The organism is Bacillus sp. RC240, assembly GCF_044907945.1.
In the GTDB taxonomy this organism is placed as follows: Bacteria; Bacillota; Bacilli; order Bacillales; family Bacillaceae_G; genus Bacillus_A; species Bacillus_A mycoides.
In genome coordinates this window covers 1,067,045-1,086,503 of the sequence record NZ_JBIYCT010000001.1, presented here as the reverse complement: position 1 = coordinate 1,086,503, position 19,459 = coordinate 1,067,045, and the positions used below count along the sequence as shown (strand labels likewise).

General features: G+C 30.9%; 18 protein-coding genes and 5 pseudogenes. 19 read left to right on the top strand and 4 right to left on the bottom strand.

What is annotated here, in order from left to right:
* Positions 1-505 precede the first annotated feature (505 nt).
* The 6 genes and pseudogenes from ABH955_RS05695 to ABH955_RS05675 all read left to right on the top strand — a co-directional run.
* Complete coding sequence (locus tag ABH955_RS05695) at positions 506-862, top strand: hypothetical protein (protein ID WP_088009004.1); 357 nt, start codon at positions 506-508, stop codon at positions 860-862.
* A gap of 104 nt (positions 863-966) precedes the next feature.
* Entirely contained in the window at positions 967-1,500 is a 534-nt protein-coding gene (locus ABH955_RS05690; RefSeq protein WP_404453857.1) for a GNAT family N-acetyltransferase, read from the top strand.
* Between the two features lie 18 nt (positions 1,501-1,518).
* A pseudogene (locus ABH955_RS29160) lies at positions 1,519-1,632 on the top strand (replication-relaxation family protein); the annotation flags it as partial.
* A 465-nt stretch (positions 1,633-2,097) separates the two neighbouring features.
* A complete protein-coding gene (locus ABH955_RS05685) occupies positions 2,098-2,370 on the top strand; it encodes a heterocycloanthracin/sonorensin family bacteriocin (protein WP_404490948.1) in 273 nt (90 codons plus the stop codon).
* 214 nt (positions 2,371-2,584) lie between these two features.
* A pseudogene (locus ABH955_RS05680) lies at positions 2,585-2,784 on the top strand (nucleoside/nucleotide kinase family protein); the annotation flags it as partial.
* A 12-nt stretch (positions 2,785-2,796) separates the two neighbouring features.
* Positions 2,797-3,215, top strand: a pseudogene (locus tag ABH955_RS05675) (DinB family protein); the annotation flags it as partial.
* Between the two features lie 58 nt (positions 3,216-3,273).
* Here the strand turns inward: ABH955_RS05675 and ABH955_RS05670 are convergent.
* From ABH955_RS05670 to ABH955_RS05660, 3 genes are all read right to left on the bottom strand, one after another.
* The gene (locus ABH955_RS05670; RefSeq protein WP_404453852.1) at positions 3,274-4,290 is read right to left on the bottom strand and encodes a D-alanyl-D-alanine carboxypeptidase family protein; all 1,017 of its coding nucleotides are present in this window, start codon (positions 4,288-4,290) and stop codon (positions 3,274-3,276) included.
* Between the two features lie 181 nt (positions 4,291-4,471).
* Positions 4,472-5,629 carry a sensor histidine kinase gene (locus tag ABH955_RS05665; RefSeq protein WP_201031041.1) on the bottom strand — a complete coding sequence of 386 codons (1,158 nt, stop codon included), beginning with the start codon at positions 5,627-5,629 and terminating at the stop codon, positions 4,472-4,474.
* On the bottom strand, positions 5,619-6,314 hold the full coding sequence (locus ABH955_RS05660) for a response regulator transcription factor (protein ID WP_033713793.1): 696 nt from the start codon (positions 6,312-6,314) through the stop codon (positions 5,619-5,621). The genes ABH955_RS05665 and ABH955_RS05660 overlap by 11 nt, the downstream gene beginning before the upstream one ends.
* 193 nt (positions 6,315-6,507) lie before the next feature.
* Between ABH955_RS05660 and yqeK the strand changes: the two genes are divergently transcribed.
* From yqeK to ABH955_RS05615, 9 genes are all read left to right on the top strand, one after another.
* The gene (yqeK, locus tag ABH955_RS05655; RefSeq protein WP_193653887.1) at positions 6,508-7,116 is read left to right on the top strand and encodes a bis(5'-nucleosyl)-tetraphosphatase (symmetrical) YqeK; all 609 of its coding nucleotides are present in this window, start codon (positions 6,508-6,510) and stop codon (positions 7,114-7,116) included.
* 13 nt (positions 7,117-7,129) lie between these two features.
* Entirely contained in the window at positions 7,130-7,804 is a 675-nt protein-coding gene (locus tag ABH955_RS05650; protein WP_404453849.1) for a DUF3885 domain-containing protein, read from the top strand.
* A gap of 24 nt (positions 7,805-7,828) precedes the next feature.
* Positions 7,829-8,539 carry a 5'-methylthioadenosine/S-adenosylhomocysteine nucleosidase gene (gene mtnN / locus ABH955_RS05645; RefSeq protein WP_404490947.1) on the top strand — a complete coding sequence of 237 codons (711 nt, stop codon included), beginning with the start codon at positions 7,829-7,831 and terminating at the stop codon, positions 8,537-8,539.
* 16 nt (positions 8,540-8,555) lie between these two features.
* A complete protein-coding gene (locus ABH955_RS05640; protein ID WP_002085427.1) occupies positions 8,556-9,191 on the top strand; it encodes an SDR family oxidoreductase in 636 nt (211 codons plus the stop codon).
* 14 nt (positions 9,192-9,205) lie between these two features.
* Positions 9,206-9,946 carry a class I SAM-dependent methyltransferase gene (locus ABH955_RS05635; protein WP_404449827.1) on the top strand — a complete coding sequence of 247 codons (741 nt, stop codon included), beginning with the start codon at positions 9,206-9,208 and terminating at the stop codon, positions 9,944-9,946.
* A 27-nt stretch (positions 9,947-9,973) separates the two neighbouring features.
* Positions 9,974-10,822, top strand: a complete 849-nt coding sequence (locus tag ABH955_RS05630) for a GNAT family N-acetyltransferase (RefSeq protein WP_404453844.1) — start codon at positions 9,974-9,976, stop codon at positions 10,820-10,822.
* A gap of 192 nt (positions 10,823-11,014) precedes the next feature.
* Complete coding sequence (locus ABH955_RS05625; protein ID WP_033728073.1) at positions 11,015-11,578, top strand: class I SAM-dependent methyltransferase; 564 nt, start codon at positions 11,015-11,017, stop codon at positions 11,576-11,578.
* A gap of 441 nt (positions 11,579-12,019) precedes the next feature.
* A complete protein-coding gene (locus ABH955_RS05620) occupies positions 12,020-12,490 on the top strand; it encodes an SRPBCC family protein (RefSeq protein WP_404490946.1) in 471 nt (156 codons plus the stop codon).
* Between the two features lie 87 nt (positions 12,491-12,577).
* Positions 12,578-15,748, top strand: coding sequence for an ATP-binding cassette domain-containing protein (locus tag ABH955_RS05615; protein ID WP_404490945.1), 3,171 nt, complete (start codon positions 12,578-12,580; stop codon positions 15,746-15,748).
* Positions 15,749-15,884: 136 nt separating this feature from the next.
* Here ABH955_RS05615 and ABH955_RS05610 read toward each other — a convergent pair.
* Positions 15,885-16,028: pseudogene (locus ABH955_RS05610) on the bottom strand (DUF4158 domain-containing protein); the annotation flags it as partial.
* Between the two features lie 147 nt (positions 16,029-16,175).
* On the opposite strand from ABH955_RS05610, the gene ABH955_RS05605 reads away from it, so the two are divergent.
* The 4 genes and pseudogenes from ABH955_RS05605 to ABH955_RS05590 form a co-directional block, all read left to right on the top strand.
* Positions 16,176-16,751 carry a recombinase family protein gene (locus tag ABH955_RS05605; protein WP_404453835.1) on the top strand — a complete coding sequence of 192 codons (576 nt, stop codon included), beginning with the start codon at positions 16,176-16,178 and terminating at the stop codon, positions 16,749-16,751.
* 63 nt (positions 16,752-16,814) lie between these two features.
* Complete coding sequence (locus ABH955_RS05600) at positions 16,815-17,777, top strand: helix-turn-helix transcriptional regulator (protein ID WP_404453833.1); 963 nt, start codon at positions 16,815-16,817, stop codon at positions 17,775-17,777.
* Between the two features lie 74 nt (positions 17,778-17,851).
* Positions 17,852-18,484, top strand: coding sequence for a type 1 glutamine amidotransferase family protein (locus ABH955_RS05595; protein WP_404453830.1), 633 nt, complete (start codon positions 17,852-17,854; stop codon positions 18,482-18,484).
* A gap of 229 nt (positions 18,485-18,713) precedes the next feature.
* Positions 18,714-19,391, top strand: a pseudogene (locus tag ABH955_RS05590) (penicillin-binding protein); the annotation flags it as partial.
* Positions 19,392-19,459: the final 68 nt, after the last annotated feature.

Here is a 19,459-nt window from a genome sequence, read left to right as displayed (position 1 = left end):
TTAAAAAAGAGCAGAATTTGGCCAATATAAAGGTGTTGGAATTGTTCTAAAGGGGATCTACATAATTGCATATCCTGAATCCTCCAAGAAAACAGACTTTGAATTAAGGGTTCTATCTACACGTATAGCGCTCGCTATCATTGGCGCCTTGGCTTTATGGATGCTTATAGTAATCTATATATAATAATTCTTTTCTAATAAGAAATATACTAAAATATGAGAAAATGCTGTAATAATAATTATACATTTAGTCCTACTGGAAGAACCAGTGCACATCAAACTAAAAAGGGCGTTGTTATATTGCTCTGTAGTTTGGTGTCCGCTTTTTTATTTTTTATTAACAAAATAGATTAGTGGTGTTTTTATAAATGACGCAATTTCGTTTTTAGTATATAAAAAGAAGGTTTAGTACAAGTGTTTGTTTTTTTGTTTTTATGCTTTCGTCTCGTACACTTTTAAGCTATTGGACATACTTTACTAATAGAAAGGATTAGGGGGTGAGGTTTTGGGTTCTCGATTTAATAATTGTAAAAAGAAGTGTACATGTAAACAGGATGATTGTTTGGAAATATTCGAAGAGTGTAAAAAAGAAAAGCATGAGAAATGTGATAATTCTTGTGTACAAGGAATTAGAGATGAGCTTAAGAAATTAATTAATCAAACAGTTCAAATTAATACAGAGGGACGTACTTATGTAGGTACTGTTTTGTCTGTAAGTTGTGATGTTGTTAAGCTTGCAGCTATTCCTGGATCTGTTGGAGTAATTATCTCCATTTGCAAAATTGAAGCAATTTTCCCTCCTGTTACAACGGTTACCGCTGAGTTTGATTTTAATGGTGTTGACGTAGCAAACAAAGCATAATTATGCTGTTTTTTGTAAAGCCATTCTTATGAATGGCTTTATTTTAATTTCGTATAAAAGGAGAATATATTCTTTATATAGAAATAGGTTTGAGGCTATAAAGAGTGATGTACGAAAGGAGAATGAGAGTGATTAAATTAGTGCCCTTTAAAAAATCTGATTTCAAACAATTAATAAATTGGATTAATTCCGAAGAATTTTTAATACAATGGTCGGGAAATGCATTCACATATCCTTTAAATGAACAGCAATTAGAGAAATATACAGAAAGTGCAAATACACTCTCTTTCACAGTAACAGATGAAGAGACTGAAGAAGTTATTGGTCATATTTCACTTGGGCAAATAGACAATATAAATAAGTCTGCAAGGGTTGGAAAAGTGTTAGTTGGCGATACGAAAATGAGAGGACGTTCTATAGGGAAACATATGATGAAAGGAGTACTTCATATTGCATTTGAAGAATTAAAACTACATAGAGTTACTCTGGGTGTTTTTGATTTTAATTCGTCCGCCATTTCATGTTATGAAAAAATAGGATTTGTAAAAGAAGGTTTATTAAGAGAATCAAAAAAAGTAGGAGAAACGTATTGGAATTTATGGGAAATGAGTATGTTAGAATATGAATGGAAACAATAAAGAGTATAAATATTTTTTAAGATGCCAATCGTTCCTTTTTTTACGATTACAAAATACAGAGAAAAGAAACTGGAGGACTTAGCAGCAAAGTACGATGTATTTATGAAGGTGTATGTAATAGAAGCAATATAAAAAGTACTAACACCTATACGGAATAGATATAAAATATCGCTGATATGCCATTCATAAAAATAGACTTTTTTTAGCAGAAATCACTAATTATAAATACTTATAAAATTAGCTCTGATATAGCAGATATTGAAGCGAAGAAAAATAAAGATGGGAGTGCATATTGGAAATACGAAGATGACCAAACAAAATTATGGAATATACGACTATAGAACTAGAAAATGATGACATAAATCTAAATGATATTGTTTAAATTCATATTTTATAATTTCCATTTATAAAAATGAGCCCATAGTAAAAATAACCTAAAAATAGGCATATGAACAAGGTGCATCATCTAGTGATGGGTCATATTTTGTTGGTGTACGTATTGAACTTAGTTTATAGTGCTATTTCTACTTAGATTTAACTAACAGAAATATAGGAAAGTATCGATGGGGTTGTAGTTTATAAACGGAGGTCATGAAGATGAATAAGTTTCAACAAGAACTACAAGCGTTAAGCCTTAATGATTATCAGTATGGAAATATTGTGTATTGGGACCAGCAAAACCAATATCCATATTACTATATTAAAGATGATGCTCGTCGCTGTGGCGGTTGCGGTCGTTGTGGCGGTTGTGGCGGATTTCGTTGTTTTGGTTGCTTCGGTTGCTTTAGTTGTTTTGGTTGTGGTGGTTGCTCTAATTGCTCTAATTGTTTTGATGGTTTTAATGGTACTACTGTAACATTTGAATATTGATAAGAGACGAAAGGAATCCATTTTGAAAAAAGATTGATCAAAACGGATTCCTACTTTGTAAAGCATTATACAATTTTTATAAAAAAGTGCTAACAAGTTTGCAAACGAACTTGCTAACACCTATACGGAATAGACATAAAATATCGTTGATATGTCATCTTTAAAAATAGCCGTAATCAATTAAATCCAACTAATACGGAATACCTATAAAAATAATTATGATATAGACTATATTCTTGTAGATTATCCGTTTGCTTACTTAAATAGTAGCATGCGGGATTTAATTGATGTATCTATTTATGTTGACACTCCTTTAGATATTGCGATGGCTAAACGGATTATAAGGGATTTTAAAGATAAATCAATTATTGAACTGCTAAAGATTTGAATCATTATATAACACATGCAAGAAAGCTTATGTAGAGGCAAGTAAGAGATGATTGGTTTAAATGTTGTGAACAACTTACAGAGGAAGAATTGCTTCGCAAACGTGTTGGGAGTATTTTAGAAACACTTTTCCATATTGTAGACGTTGAGTATAGCTGGATTAGTGCGCTTCAAGAAAAAGAGGATAACGAACCACAGTTTAAAGATTATCAATCAAAAAAGTGAAAGCGTTATCTGATTTATATAGACGAGAATTAGAAAGCTTTTTGCAGTTATGGTCTGGCGACTTCGAATCAAAAATATTGAAAGCTTCATGGACAGATAAAACATATAAATACGGTGAAGTTTTAAGGCATGTAATTGTACATGAAATTCATCATATTGGTCAGATATCTATATGGGCAAGAGAATTAAATCTTCAGCCCGTTTCAGCGAATTTAATTGGAAGAGGATTGTAGATTTAGAAACCGACTTGCAGTGTAAACGCAAGTCGGTTTTTATATATAAGAAGATTTCTTAATTAAAATCCTCGGCTTTTTTTTGACGTATATATATAAACATTAAGATTGTAATGATGAAAAAGATCATAATCGTTTGTATGATTAAATTTTTAAACTGAAACAATATTGTCCAAGATGTAACAGCATCTTTAAAAGCTTGGAGTGCAGAGTACGAGGAAGGATCAAAACCGTACTGAAGTAACTTTTTTGTTTCAATAAAAGTACTGTTTTCATCACCGGCGTCTAATATTACTGAAATAAGTCTAGTATCTCCTCGTGTGGCTGTACTGACAAAACTATAATTACCATTAGTTGAAAAACTAGTTTGTAAGCCGTCAACACCTTGGAGTTTAATGTTTTTATTAAGGGAATATATCATTTTATTTGTATTGAAAACTTTTGAATCTTTGAAGGTAAATTGGTAAGAGGTTAGTTTCGTAACATTCAATACATCTGGAAAGTCTTTTACTAATTGTGTTGCTAGTTTAGCGACGTCTATCGATGTTGTAGTTGATTGTTTATTCGTATCGTTATTAATTCCAGTAGCATTTAGAAACGGGGATGGTTGTGATAACTTTAGTTGTTTTGCTTTGTCATTCATTAAAAGTGTAAAGTTATCTTCGTTTCCAGCAATGTGTTCTGCAAGGGCAAGTGCGGAACGATTATTCCCTGTCAAAAACAATGCATGAAGTAAATCACGAACCGTCGTTTTATCTTTCGAAGTTACTTGTATAGGACTCGTTTCTGCTCGGAAAACTTCGTTACTTATTTTTACTAATTCATCTAACTGTATTTTTCCTTCATTCAGTTGTTCCAGTGCGATATACTCCGTCATTAATTTAGATAAAGTAGCTGATTGTATAGGAGCTTCTTCATTTTTTTTATAAACAATCTCACCAGAATTAGTATCTATTAAAATAGCTGATTTAGCTTGAATAATTGGACCATTTACATAAAGATAAAAATATAAAACGATAAGTGCAGTAATAAGAAAAGATAATAATAAAACTGTTATTTTTTTTAAGAATTGCATTAGCGATCCTCCTACTATTACATCAATAATAGTATTGTAAAAAGGAATGCTTAATTAGGAAGAAAGAAAAGGTAAAGAATTTCTAAAGAATTTTAAGGAATTCTTTAATTTTGGATATTGATGGAATATAAAAGGTTCAATTTCTTATATGATAAAAAATTGAACCTATAAATATGTGGTATTAAGCTTTATAAGGGAGTAATTTTACAGTGAAAGTTGTTTTTTTATCATCGCTATATACTTCAATTGTTCCTTTATGCAATTCAACAATACTTTTTGCAATTGCTAATCCGAGCCCAGATCCACCAGTGTTTGTTGAACGTGATTTTTCAACACGATAAAAACGTTCAAAAATATGAGGTAAATCAGTACTAGGGATAGGTTGTCCGTAATTTGTTATATCAATTGTAATCATGTTATTGCTTTCGTAAGCGGTAATATCAATATGATCTCCATCATTTCCATAAGTAATAGCGTTTATGATTAGATTTTCAAACACACGTACTAATTTATCCCCATCAGCTAGTACCATTAGCTTTTGAGATGGGAAAGAAGGGCGACATTCAATATTAGCTTCTTGAAGCTGTATCCGAAATTGGACAGTTAATTGTCCAAGCAATTCTACAATATCAATAGGAACAGAATATAAACTTAACTCTTTATTTTGAACGCGTGTATATTCAAACAAGTCATTCATTAATGCATTAAGACGAGTTACTTTATCGTAAATGACTTGAATATAGTATCGTAATTCTACTTCATCTCTATAATTATCATGATGGATTAAATTTACGTATCCAACTATAGATGTAAGAGGGGTTCGTAAGTCATGTGATACATTTGTAATAAGTTCGCTTTTTGCTTGTTCTGCCTGTCTTTCTTCATCAATCGAAACTTTTAATTGCTCAATAATTTGATTGACCCCAGTTGCCAGTTCTTCTAAATAATTATGGTGTACGATGGAAACTTTATGATTAAAGTTTCCACTTGCAATATACCGAATCTCTTCAATCATTTTTTTTATACAAGTTTCATAGTAAACCTTTCTTTCATGACGATAAAAAATGTATAAATAGGATGAGAAAATAGAAAATAAAAACAAATAAGATACAATCATCATCCATAAAGACTCTTTTAATCCAATATATTTTTCATGGCCAAAAATTCTAATGAATTCTTTTCCTAGTTCGCTTAGAGTGAGTGAACTCTCAATTACACTCGTTACGAGGCGAAATATAATTAATTCGGTAATTGGTGTAAGAGTGATAGCTAATAAAAGCCAAAAAATAAGCTTCCACTTTGGTATATCTTTTAATATATCAAATGCTTCATTTCTCAATTTTATATCCTACTCCCCAAACCGTATGAATTAGTTTTTCACCATTCATTACGGTTTCAAGTTTATCACGTAAATTACTAATATGGACCATAACCGTTTTATTAGAACCATAACCGTCTTCATTCCAAACTCGTTCGAATATCTCTTCAGAGCTAAATACTCTTCCAGTATTACTCGCTAGTAAATATAAAATATCAAATTCGATAGAGGTGAGCTTAATATATTCACCATTTACTTTAACCGTATGATTATGTTTATGAATTTCAACTGTACGAATGCGAATAATACCATCTTCATTCTTTGGTGTGGCAGCGTTTTGGAAAGATGATCTACGTAACAATGCTTTCACTCTAGCAACTAATTCTAGTGGATTAAACGGTTTAATCATATAATCATCTGCACCGGTCATAAGTCCTAATATTTTATCCATATCTTCAGCTTTTGCACTAAGCATAAGGATAGGTACAGTATTATTTTCACGCACTTCTTGACAAACTTCTAATCCATTTCGTTTTGGCATCATAATATCCAAAAGCATAAGATCAACTTCATATGTACATATCATTTGTAATGCTTCATCACCATCATAAGCTTTATAAATGTTATAACCTTCATTTCGCAAATAAACAGCGAGTAATTCTACAATATCTTTATCATCATCAATAATTAATATGTTTTTATTCATCATATAGTTCCTTTCCTTGCGAATCATCAATATTACTATAATATCAAACATTTATGTATTTTGTAGTAATGTTTCTACATTAAATTTCACATAACGTATTAAAAAGGAATTAATACAATTATAACGAATACAAAATAAGAAGGAGATTTAAATTTCACATTATATTGAAAGTTAGTTATAAGGGGGACTTGCTATGTTATATAATGATATATATTCATTTACTCCAACTGGAAAAATAGAAAATGATATTAAAGCTTTTCTATTAAAATACAATAAAGAATTTACATATAAACATTCAATTCGTGTGGCAAATGAGGCAAGAAAAATTGCGGGAATATTTTATGAAGATGAAGAAAAAGCAGCGATTGCAGGATGTTTACATGATATTAGTGCAATCTTTCCGAACGAGGAGCGGATTGCAGTTGCTGAAAAATTTGGAATAGAAATATTACAAGAAGAAAGAGAATTTCCAATGATTATTCATCAAAAATTATCGAGAGTAATTGCAAAAGAGGTATTTAAAGTAGAAGATAAAGAAGTTTTAAATGCTATCTGTTGCCACACTACTTTGCGTAAACATGCTACAAAGATGGATTTAGTACTATTTGTTGCTGATAAATTAGAATGGGATCAAATAGGGACACCTCCATATTTAATAAATGTAAAAAAAGCTTTAGGAAACTCTTTAGAACATGCTGCTTTTGTATATATTTCATATTTGTGGGAAAGAAAAGATACATTAAAAGTCATACACCCGTGGTTAGAAGAAGCATATTGGTATTTAAAAGAAATTGTAGAGTAGAAAGGGTATAAAAATGCAATTAAAAGAATATATGAATCAAAGATTCCCAGGAGTTACATTAGTACCGTCCATATACTTTCAGTGGGAAAATCATCTTCATTTTGATTTTGGGAAAGATAAATATCAATTCAAAGAAGATGGTAACACGTATAATATGGAATATTTCACACAACTATATAGGTATAATAAAAGTCTATTTAAAGATATATTTTCTAAAGAAGATACCGTCTTTTTAGTCACAAATGTTTATCGATTTAAACAGGAAAATATAAAAAATGCGCAGAAAATAAATGTATACAATAGGTTTATTAAAAAGAGGGATTTAAAGTTTCATATAAGACAAGAAACATTCCCTTTTCTATTTGAAGATGAAGAAGCTGACTTATATTGTACATATCAATTTTCTTTACAATGTTTTGCAGAAGATATTAAATATGAACCGCTTATTGAAGCTGTTAATCATGAAGATTTCCCTGACCTACGTCCACGTCTAGGGCGAAAAAAAGAAATTTCATATCCAGATGTATTTTTTATAAATGTAACAAAGGATATTATCATGTTTATTTATGAAGATAGAGGATGTGAAGTAATTTCGAAGAATAAAGAAAAGATACGGGATTTATATGAGAAGTATAAAGAGTGGATACCAGAATATGAACGAGAGAGTATAGATGAGTTATTTACATGAAAATAGGAGGAAGTGAAGTGTGTAATGAAAAGGATGGCAATTGTATCTGCATGGGAACCAGAGCTTACGTATTTGCATCAACATTATCCAAGTGAGCGTGTAGAAAAAATAGCAGCTTGGGAATTTCATTTTCATTCTATTAATGAATTAGAAGTTATTTCAGTTGTAACTGGTGTCGGTAAAGTAAGTTGTGCTAGTTGTGTACAACTATTAATAAGTGAATTCCAGCCAGACCAGTTATTTATGACAGGGATTTGCGGGAGTTTATCAGATAAGGTGAAAAATGGGCACATCGTTGTAGCTCTTAATACTTTACAGCATGATGTTACAGCGGCTGGTTCAGGAGAAGATAGTTTTAATCTATATGATGGTAGAACAGCACCTATTGAAACAACTAAATCACTCGTAAAACGAATGAAGAAATTGCGTTCGTATGACCCGGTCCATTTTGGTACATTTCTATCTGGAGATCAACGTATTCGAAGTTCAGAAATGAGGTATTTACTTCATACTGTATACGGTGCTTTAGCCGTTGATCAAGAAGTGGCAGCATTTTCTTATGTATGTCGTGTAAATAACAAACCATTTCTATGTTTAAAAGCTGCCTCAGATCAAGCGAATGACAAAACGAAAGAAGAACAAAAGGTTTTTAAAATGTTAGCATGTGAACGAGCATGTGAGCATTTAATTACTTTTTTACGTGTTTATGAGATTACTGTAGTTAACAATGTATAGTAAGAGGAGTATAGTGATGAAAGCTACAAATAAAATAGCGATTCTTGGTGCGAATGGAAAAGTCGGAAAATACCTCGTAAATCAAGCGTTAGAAAAGGGCTATCAAGTACGAATATTAACGAGAAATTCTAAAAATATGACGATAACTAATGAAAATATAGAGACTATCAGTGGGGATGCCCGCAATTTTTCAGTCATACAGGAATTACTTCAAGGGTGTAAAGCTGTGATTAATGCGGTGGGTCAGCCGAAAAATGAACCTTATATTTTTAGTACAGTTACGAAGCATATTTTAAAAGTAATGAAGGAATATGAAATGAAGCGCTATATTCTTATTTCTGGAGGCTCCTTAAATGTAAAAGGAGATCAGAAGGGAATTGCAAATAAAATAGGGGCTAATTTGTTTCGATTATTTCTTCCAAAGATGATGCAGGATAAATATAAAGAATTGCAAATTATACAAAGTAGTGAAGTAGATTGGACAATTGTTAGATTACCCTTTGTTATAGAAGGAAATGGTACTGGTGATATTAAAGAGAGTTTAGTAGATATGCCAGGAATCAAAATTCAAAATGGGGATATTGCACCGTTTGTTATAAAACAAATAAATAGTGAGACATATGTAGGAAAATGTCCACTCATTTCAAATTAAGAGGTGAATTATAATTGCATACGTATTATGGAGAACTTTGTACAAAGATATATGAAAGTGATAAATCAATTGCAGCCGGAAAAGAATTGGATTTTTATCTTTCTTTTGCAAAAGATAAAAATATACATGTGTTAGAACCAATGTGCGGAAATGGTAGAATGTTAATTCCTTTTATGCAAAATGGTGTGAATATAGAGGGATTCGATATTTCGAAAGATATGCTTAAAGTTTGTAAAGATAAAGCAGAAAAATTAAATTTAAAACCGGTTGTGTCACAAGGGAAAATAGAAGAATACTATAGTGATAAAAAATATGATCTTATTATGATCCCTATAGGTTCATTTTCACTTTTACCAAATAATTTAGTAGACATTAGTCTTCAAAATATGAAAAATAACTTAAAGGAAAATGGAAAATTACTTCTTACAGTTGTACAAGGTGGAAGTGAGACAGAACAAATTTTAGATTGGATAGAGACAAATAGAAAAGAAATTAACAATGAATTAATTGTTGAGTATAGAAAAGTTTCATATGATAAGGTGCAAAAACTTCTAAATATTATACTGAAATACGAAATCATTCATGATGAGAAAATAAAAGAAACTGAGATTATGGATTTTCCTATAAGACTATATGATTTAAAAGAATTTGAAAATATACTTATTACTAATGGGTTTAGTCAAATTGTTGTTCATGAAATAAAAGATGGATATGGTGAAGGTAATTCATTTCATGTATTTGAATGCAGTTTATAACGAGTCAAAGCGGGGGATTATACTTATATGATTCAATACAAAAGATGTAGTGAAGTAAGTATAGATTTGGTATATGAAGCTTTTAAGGACGGATTTTCAGATTATATTATTAAAATGGATGTTTCAAAAGAAGACTTTATAAAAAGGTTTTTTGGACCAGAAGGGAATTCACTGGAACACTCTTTTATTGCGTTAGACGGTGACAAATCTGTTGGTGTAATACTTGGTGGTATTAAGGTGTATGAAAGTATAAAAACAATGCGCTGCGGAACATTAGCTGTTCATCCAGAGTTTCGAGGCATTGGTGTAAGTCAAAATTTATTTGAGTTACATAAAGAAGAAGCGACACAAAATAAATGTAAGCAGCTTTTTCTTGAAGTTATTGTAGGAAACGATCGGGCGATTCATTTTTATAACAAATTAGGTTATGAAAAAGTATATGATCTTTCTTATTATAATTTAAATGATTTAACTAAAATAATGAATAAAGGTAATAAAAATATTGAAGTAAAACAATTAGAATTTCCAACATTTAAAGTTGAAATTCAGAAATGGCTAAACTTCCATATAAATTGGCAAAATGATATTGATTATATCGAAAAAACAAATCATACATTTTACGGTGCATATGTTGATAGTGATATAAAAGGTTCTGTATGTGTAAATGAACAAGGAAAAATTAGTTTTATTTTCATAGACAAAGACTATAGAAATATTGGTGTTGGGACGAAATTATTACAGGTAGCAAGTGAAGAATTAAAATTATCAAGTTTATCAATTGGGTTTCCAAACAACAATTTACTGGAAGGGTTTTTAAAGAAATCTGGATTTGAAAAGAATTCTTTAGCACAATATGAAATGTATTTATTGCTATAAAAAGCGGAAGGAATTATTCTTTTCGCTTTTTATTTTGTACTATAAACGTTTTTGCTGTATGTGGGAGGATAAGTAAAAACAACAGAAGTTTTGTTATCTATCTTATTGAACTAACTGGCACTTTAGTTGAAGAAGGAAAAAATATAGTAAACATAGAATATATTAATACATTAAAAGATTTATGAGGTGAAAGTGATGGCAATTAAGCAAGACGAAATTAAAGTAGTAGTCGGAGCTGGAGTATTTAATAATAATCCAGGTTGGGTTCAAACGCAAGAAGATGAACTTAATTTACTAGACAATACCACTTGGGAAGAAAGATTTGAATACAATTCCATTTCAGCTATTTTAGCAGAGCATGTATGGGAACATCTTACTTTTGAAGAAGGTGTAAAAGCAGCTGAAATTTGTTATAAATTTTTAAAGCCATCAGGTCATATTCGGTGCGGAGTACCTGATGCATTTTTCCGAGATGAAACCTACCAAAATATAGTTCAAATAGGCGGCCCTGGCCCGAAAGACCACCCAGCTGCAAGCCATAAAATCGTACATAATTATAAAACATTAACGAAAATGTTTGAAATTGCTGGATTTGAGGTAGTTTTACTTGAATATTGTGATGAAAATGGTCAATTTTATTACACAGAATGGGATGCGAATGACGGCGTTATTTTCCGCTCGAAAAGGTATGATTCTAGAAATAGAGGCGATAAACTTGGTTTTCCATCGCTAATTGTTGACGCGATTAAAAGGTAAGTCATTCACCTAAAATAGGTGTTAGTTCTATTCGTTCATGAGTCGCAAATGCGGCTTTTTTTATTTGTTTTGTAAACCTACATTTAGCAAGGAATTAGACATACATAATAAGTGATTTTGAACATTACATAACTTGATTTGAATACTATATTAGCTCTTATTAACACCATTTATCTTAAAGGAAATTGCTTTTAAATATTTAATGGAAATATTATATAAAATAAATAAATCAACGTTTTCTCATATTGAATTTTTTTGTGGAAATGTTGAGATACGCCTATTGTAATAAACATATGGAGAGAATATATAATAAATCAATGTTCAAATTACCATTCACACATTAAATTAATATTTCATTGCCATAGAGATTTCTTTTATACATAAATTCGTGTAAAATAAAATAAGAACATACATTCTATATACAAGTAGGAGGCAATAAATATGTTGGCTGAAATAGAGAAACAAACTGACGGCTATATTGTGAAATTTGAACGCCAATTTTCTTATACAATAGAAGAAGTTTGGTCTGTTTTAACTGAAAACAGCAAGCTTAAAAAATGGATGTCTAATTTACAGATTGAAAATCTTAAAACAGGTGGAATTATAAAGTTCGACATGATGGATGGTTCATTTTTAAATATTGATATTTTAGAGTGCCAACTAAATTCAGTACTTGAATTCACATGGGATAAAGATCGTGTCCGATTTGAAATACATAAAGAGGAAAATGGTTCTCTTTTACTACTTAAAGAATACATTCATGAATTAACTGATCATACACCAAAAGATATAGCTGGTTGGCATATTTGTCTTGACCTTTTTTCTTCAGTTTTAGAAGAGGAAGAGAAGGAATTTTCTAAAAACGAATGGCAACAATGGTTCGAAAAATACAAGGTAAGATTCAAGAAGTGAGAGGATAATTGTATAATAGGCAATATTCATTATGTAATTATTATATTGTAAAAATGATTTTATGGAAAAATAAGAATAGAGGTTAATATGAAAGTAAATCAATTAATTGCTAATAACATAAATAAACTTGATACTGTTATTCCATTTAATAAATCACTTGGTATTGCTGGTTTATCTGGATCTGGAAAAACAACTCTTTGTCAAACAATTGGTGAAGAATCAAAGAAGCGTCTAGTTTCCTTATTGCCAAAGGCTGAATATCAATATTTATTTCCTAATATTATGGAAACTAATTTTAGTGCCATTAAGATGGAGGAAATGCCTTTAGTACTTTTTTTAGGAAAATCATCAATTTCTTCCAATCCGCGTTCGACGATTGGTACTCATACAGGTGTTTTTAAAGAGATTCGTGAAAAACTAGCGGAAGAATTTAATCTTTCTCCTGAAGTCTTTTCATTTAATAATCAATTAGGTTGGTGTGCTGGCTGTAAAGGGCGTGGTACTACTAAAAATATTGAGTGTAAAAAATGTAAGGGGAAACGTTATAGTGAAGAAGTTGAACAACGTACTATTGAGTTATTTGCTAAATCACATACAATTTCGGATATTAACGATTTAAGTGTTGAATCTATTCTTTCATTAGCAGAAGAATTAAATATTAGTGAAGCAAAACAACATATATTGCAAAATATTATCAATATGAACATTGGTTATTTAACATTAAATCGAATTATGGGTACGTTGTCAGGTGGAGAATTAACACGACTTTACTTAGCTGAATTCATGGCAGTTAGTGAAAATACTGTAATTATTATTGATGAGATTTCAGTTGGACTTGATAATGAAACATTATTACAAATATTAGAAGAAATCAAGCAATTAGGGTGTAAAAATCAAATCTGGCTCATTGATCATTCTGATACAGTACTGGATACAACAGATGAGCAATTGTTCTTCGGACCTGGTAGCGGAAAATATGGTGGACAAATCGTGAAAGAATCACCAAGACCAAAACCAATACTATCGGAACGAAATTACGAAATGCCAACAGAATATTATACATTCCATGAATTATATTGCCGAAATATCCAAATGACTGAGTTTCAGATTCCTAAAAATAGACTTGTAACTGTTACAGGAGAGTCTGGATGCGGGAAATCTACACTTGTCAATGAGTGTTTAGCTACAGATTTCTTGAAACGATATCCAAAAGATAAACTAGTTATGGTAGGGCAAGATCGAAACCAATCGATTACAAGTCGATCAACTGTAGCAACTTTCCTAGATGTTAAAAAGAAACTGACAAAGTATAGTGAAGAAATTGATGATATTTTTGAGCGCTCAATTGAGGATATTATTGATGAAATTCCAAATGAAGATATTGCGTATAAACGCTTGAGCCTACTAATCAAATTAGGACTGGGATATTTAACATTAGAACGAAAAACACAAACATTATCAACGGGTGAGTTTCAATGTGTTCATTTAGTTTCTGAGTTATTTGCAAAAACAAGAAATCCACATACATTGTTTATTTTTGATGAGCCCTCAAAAGGTTTATCGCAAAATATTTTAAATCAATTTATAGATAGTGTTAGAGGGATATTGCAAGATGAATCAGTCTCTATCATAATGATTGAGCATAACAGTTACATGCTAGAAAGCTCTGATTATATTGTCGATTTTGGAAAAAGACAGGTTGAATCTATAGAGCATCTTGATGTAGTAAGTCATGAGGATTATTATCGTCAAAAAAGAAGTGTGAATAATGCTGAACAAATACACATTTCTTCAACGCTTAAGCGTAAAGAAGGAGTTCACTATTTAAAAGAAAATCATATTAACTATTTTAAAAATGCTGAAAACGTTTATAAGGGTGGTATTTTAAAAAGCTTATCATCAATGGCACGATTAATTTATGGTGAATATGAATCTGATACAATGGCACCTGTTGTTGCTATTGATCTCGAAAGACATTTGTATAGTCAATATAGTTTCTTATATGAAATTGGTGGATTGATCAATCATATTGTAGCTGTTCATCCGACTAATAAAGATACGAGAAGTTTCGATTTCTATTCTCAGGATAATCATTGCCGATCTTGTTCTGGACGTCTTCAAATTGAAGTTTTTGATAAAGAAATTACAATTCAAGATAAAAACGTTCCATATTGGGATGGTCTATTCGATCCGGAAATCATGAAAGTATTAAAATTTTATCAATATGAAAAAATAGAATTTCTATTTGAAGAAATTAAAAATGAGCTTGGTCATGATTTGACGAAAAGCTATAATGATATGTCTGAGGAAGAGAAACATACATTTTGGTACGGCTATTTTGATAAGTCCTTTTATGATAAGAAAGGAAAGACACGTAGAACATGGGTAGGATTTAATACGATTATTGGCGGGTATATTGTTATTTCAAAAGCAGCTATTAAAGAAGATATTAAGACTTCTAAAGAAATGATGACATGTCCAATTTGTAAGGGGACTTTATTAAATCACCATAAACCACTTAATTTTGGAGATACAGATATTCGTGAAATTATTAATCAGCCGCTTAACGAAGTATTAAAAATTGTAGGAGATTTGCCTGTACTCGTCAAATTGAAATCTATCGTAGGTGACGATATGATTATGACAGAAGATGTTTCTTTATTACCTAGAAATATACAAGTCGCACTGAAAATGTTTGAATTAGAACAAGCAAGCTTTTCAAATTATGAAATGGTGTTACAAAATGTTTTACCATTCTGGGACAAAATAAAAGGAAATATAGAATCCATTTGCTTCAACAATCAAGTAACTATTTGTGATTTTCCTAATGTTTATGAAACAAGAGAAACCATTATAGATAAGTATTTCACAAATGGTAAATATAAAAAACTAACATATGTATACGAAGCATTTGGTTACAAAAAATTAGTTACCCAAATTAATAAAATTAAAAAAAGCAGCCCGTGTCCATTCTGTAACGGAAAGAAAGTTATAACCGAAGATAATCTACATGATGGCGTGTTTAAATTAACAATTCCATGTATAACTTGTAATGCAAGTGGTATTAACGATGAAGGACTTAAAGAAATCGTTGATGGAATAGATGTGCAAACATGGTTAACCGGAAAAGTTAGTGATGTTGTGGATGAAAGCTTACGAACTGAGGATGTTGCAGACATTCTAATATTTAATCGAATTCGTGAGTTGAATAAGCGAGAAATGATGGCAGTTTATGAATGTCTTGAGAAAAATAATTAAATTAAGAAGAATAAAAAATAGTGGTTAGTTAAGGATTAAGAACTCATTTGCAATAATCTGCAAATGAGTTTTTATGTTGAAGAAGAGTTTCTTTAACATAATATAGGGGTACCTAAAACCTCAAAAGCGTCTAATTTTTCCTCCTTCGCTTATTTATAATTTCTAAATCTCGTTTGGAAAAAGTGTAGTAGGTTCCTAGCACCCACTCATCTTCAGAAATTTGTATAAAGGCTTGTCGTTGTTCCGGTGTAAGTAATTCGCTACCTCTCGCTATTTTCATACAGTATCATCTCATTTCTGTAATTATTCAGTTAATTAGTTCAATTATATATCAATAGAGTGTACTCTATTGATACAAGTGTAGAAGACTGATAAAATCATAGTTAAGAGCGTCCCATAAGACTTGTCTCAAAAACGAGGTGATATTTTGCGAAAAATTGGTTATATACGTGTCAGTTCAACTAGCCAGAATCCTTCAAGGCAATTCCAGCAACTGAACGAACTCGGAATGGATATTATTTTTAAAGAAAAAGTTTCTGGAGCAACAAAAGATTGTGAGCAACTTCAAAAAATGTTAGAGGATATACAAGAAGGTGACATCATTTATGTTACGGACTTAACTCGGATTACTCGTAGTACACAAGATTTATTTGAATTAATCGATAACATACGGAGTAAAAAGGCAAATTTAAAATCCTTAAAAGATACATGGCTAGATTTATCAGAAGATAATCCCTACAGCCAATTCTTAATTACGGTTATGGCGGGTGTAAACCAATTAGAACGTAATCTTATCCGTATGCGGCAGCGTGAAGGGATTGAACTGGCTAAGAAAGAAGGAAAGTTTAAAGGTCGATTAAAGAAGTATCATAAAAATCATGCAGGAATGAATTATGCAGTAAAGCTTTATAAAGAGGGAGATATGACTGTAAATCAAATTTGTGAAATTACAAATGTGTCTAGGGCCTCATTATATAGAAAGCTATCGGAAAGGAACAGTTGATGAGTTATACCAAAAATCAGAAATATATAATAGAAAATAAATTCCATATAGAGGTGGAATTATATGCCTAAAATTGACAATATGTTAGCAATTCTATGGATGCTTCGCTCAGGTAAAAAAGTTACGGCAAAACAAATTTCAGAAAAGTTAGAGATGAATATAAGGACTGTGTATCGTTATATTGATACTATTTCAACAAGTGGTGTACCTATAATTTCAGAACCAGGACATAACGGTGGATACACTTTATTGAACAATTTTATTGAGGCTCCTCTTTTTTTTGATTTTGAGGAGCAAACTTCACTATTTCACGCTGCTGTTTTTGCAGAAGAAGCCGGATATTATGGAGGTGAAGCACTAAATAGGGCCATTTCAAAACTAAGTAAATACTCAAATCAAGAGCAGGAAGCAAAGATAAACCAACATTTAACTAGTCTAGAAGTAATAAGTCGATTAAGTTCACTCTCTATGGAACCTTTTTTGAAGGAGTTGGAGCAGGCCGTAGCTGACGGGTACTCAGTAAAAATTCTTTACTATAAAAGTGGCGAAAAGCAATTAAATTATAGATTGGTCGATCCGTACAGAATTATCTATTGGAATAATAAGTGGTATGTGATTGGATTTTGTCATCTTAGGAATGATATCCGTAGTTTTAGAGTAGATCGAATTGAAAGTCTAATGCTAACCGAAAATAAGTTTAACCGGCCAGAAAATTTTTCAGCACGTGACTTTTTTATAAAAAGTCTTCTTCCAACTATAGAAGATAAGGAAGGGATTATTTCTTTGGTTCTTAATGGGGATAAAAGTGTATTGGCTGATATTTGCCAACATTGGTTTTTAGGACATTATTTACAAGAACGGACTTCAAATCAAGCAGTTTTTCTTCTTGAAAAAGATATGATACATACATATGTACCTTATTTACTTTTACCGTACAATAAATCTATTAAAGTTATTGAGCCAATAAGTCTTAAGAAAAGACTTATTGAAGTTCTGTCGGAATTAATAAAATTTCATCAAGTATGATAACTTCCCTGACGTTAACTGTCAGGGAAGTTATATTATAATAGCTATATCAATTGTGATTGGAGTGTTATTGGATGCAAACAAAAAAAGCTTTTCTATATGTATTTAATACAATGTCGGACTGGGAATATGGATATTTAATTGCTGAACTAAACTCAGGAAGATATTTCAAAAAAGATTTAGCACCTTTAAAAGTAATTACAGTAGGAGCTAATAAAGAAATGATTACTACTATGGGAGGACTGAGCATAAAACCAGATATTTCCCTTGATGAATGTACTCTTGAGAGTAAAGATCTTTTGATTTTACCAGGAGGGAGTACTTGGAGTGAAGAAATTCATCAACCTATCTTGGAAAGAATTGGCCAAGCTTTAAAGCTTGGCACTATTGTTGCTGCAATTTGTGGTGCAACTGAGGCCCTTGCGAATATGGGATACTTAGATACTAGAAAGCATACAAGTAATAATTTAGAATACACTAAAATGGTATGTCCTAACTATAAAGGAGAAAAGTTCTATGAGTTGAGATTTGCGGTATCTGATGCGAATTTAGTTACTGCATCAGGAATAGCTCCTCTGGAATTTGCGATGGAAGTACTGAAAAAATTAGATGTATTTGCACCCGACACATTACATTCATGGTATAACCTAAATAAGACTCATAAACCTGAATACTTCTTCCAGTTAATGAATTCAATAAATAGCTGAGCTGAAAAATCAACTTAGCAGTTTTATATTAATTCAAATAAAAATAATGAAGTAACTGAAAAGCTCACTTTCTCTATTTTGTTTTGCAGAGAAGTTGGGCTTTTTAATTTGGAATTTCCTTAACGTTGTAAATCCGTATTTTCCTGTCGCTACCCCATATAGCAAGAAAAATCTATTTGTAATATTAATATAAATTATTCTTAAATTATTAAATTTTAAACTGAAAGGTATTACAGTAAATCTAGAAGATATGATTCAATTCATTAAGTTTTTGAATCACCAAGAGCATACACAATTTTTAAATAAAGATAGTATGGATCTTTATTTATCTCCATTATATAAAATAGATTCAGCGAAATATTATGGTTTTGGACTGAGGACAACAAATATAAATGGAAACGAAAAGATGGTTTGGCATTCAGGCTCAACTCCTGATTCACATGCAGAGATATTTATTTTAAATGAAACTGGCTGGGGTGTTGTGATTTTAACGAATAAAAATCATGTTTTAGAAGAAGCATCACTACCAGAATTTAAAAAAGGGATTATTAATATTTTGAATGGTGAAGAACCGGTTGATATACCAAAAAATATACCAATAGTTCAAATTGTTATGTCAATATTAATATTCGCACTTTTCATTACAGCAATTATGTTAATAATAAAGTATAAACGTAAGAAAATTTGTAAAAAAATGACCTGGCTTTTTCTAGGGAGTTTATTTCTAATATTATCTATTACTTTAATTCCACTTCTTATTTATAGTACAAATTCACCGTGGCAGACGATTAAAACGTTTTCTGCAGATGTAGCGTTGCTCATTAGTATTATAGTTACTTTATTGAATGTAAATGGATTAATATCAATATATATTGCGTTGAAAAGTGAATTGGTAAATAAGTCGTAAGAGCTTTTAATTATATAAATATAATACATTAAATAATTGTTTAAACTGTTATAAATAGTTCACTCTCA

Bases quoted from the DNA above. Each gene is read 5' to 3' on its own strand.
- ABH955_RS05685 (WP_404490948.1), top strand. From the start codon at position 2,098: ATGAATAAGTTTCAACAAGAACTACAAGCGTTAAGCCTTAATGATTAT.
- ABH955_RS05670 (WP_404453852.1), bottom strand. From the start codon at position 4,290: ATGCAATTCTTAAAAAAAATAACAGTTTTATTATTATCTTTTCTTATT.
- ABH955_RS05660 (WP_033713793.1), bottom strand. From the start codon at position 6,314: ATGAATAAAAACATATTAATTATTGATGATGATAAAGATATTGTAGAA.
- yqeK (WP_193653887.1), top strand. From the start codon at position 6,508: ATGTTATATAATGATATATATTCATTTACTCCAACTGGAAAAATAGAA.
- ABH955_RS05650 (WP_404453849.1), top strand. From the start codon at position 7,130: ATGCAATTAAAAGAATATATGAATCAAAGATTCCCAGGAGTTACATTA.
- mtnN (WP_404490947.1), top strand. From the start codon at position 7,829: ATGAAAAGGATGGCAATTGTATCTGCATGGGAACCAGAGCTTACGTAT.
- ABH955_RS05640 (WP_002085427.1), top strand. From the start codon at position 8,556: ATGAAAGCTACAAATAAAATAGCGATTCTTGGTGCGAATGGAAAAGTC.
- ABH955_RS05630 (WP_404453844.1), top strand. From the start codon at position 9,974: ATGATTCAATACAAAAGATGTAGTGAAGTAAGTATAGATTTGGTATAT.
- ABH955_RS05620 (WP_404490946.1), top strand. From the start codon at position 12,020: ATGTTGGCTGAAATAGAGAAACAAACTGACGGCTATATTGTGAAATTT.
- ABH955_RS05615 (WP_404490945.1), top strand. From the start codon at position 12,578: ATGAAAGTAAATCAATTAATTGCTAATAACATAAATAAACTTGATACT.
- ABH955_RS05600 (WP_404453833.1), top strand. From the start codon at position 16,815: ATGCCTAAAATTGACAATATGTTAGCAATTCTATGGATGCTTCGCTCA.
- ABH955_RS05595 (WP_404453830.1), top strand. From the start codon at position 17,852: ATGCAAACAAAAAAAGCTTTTCTATATGTATTTAATACAATGTCGGAC.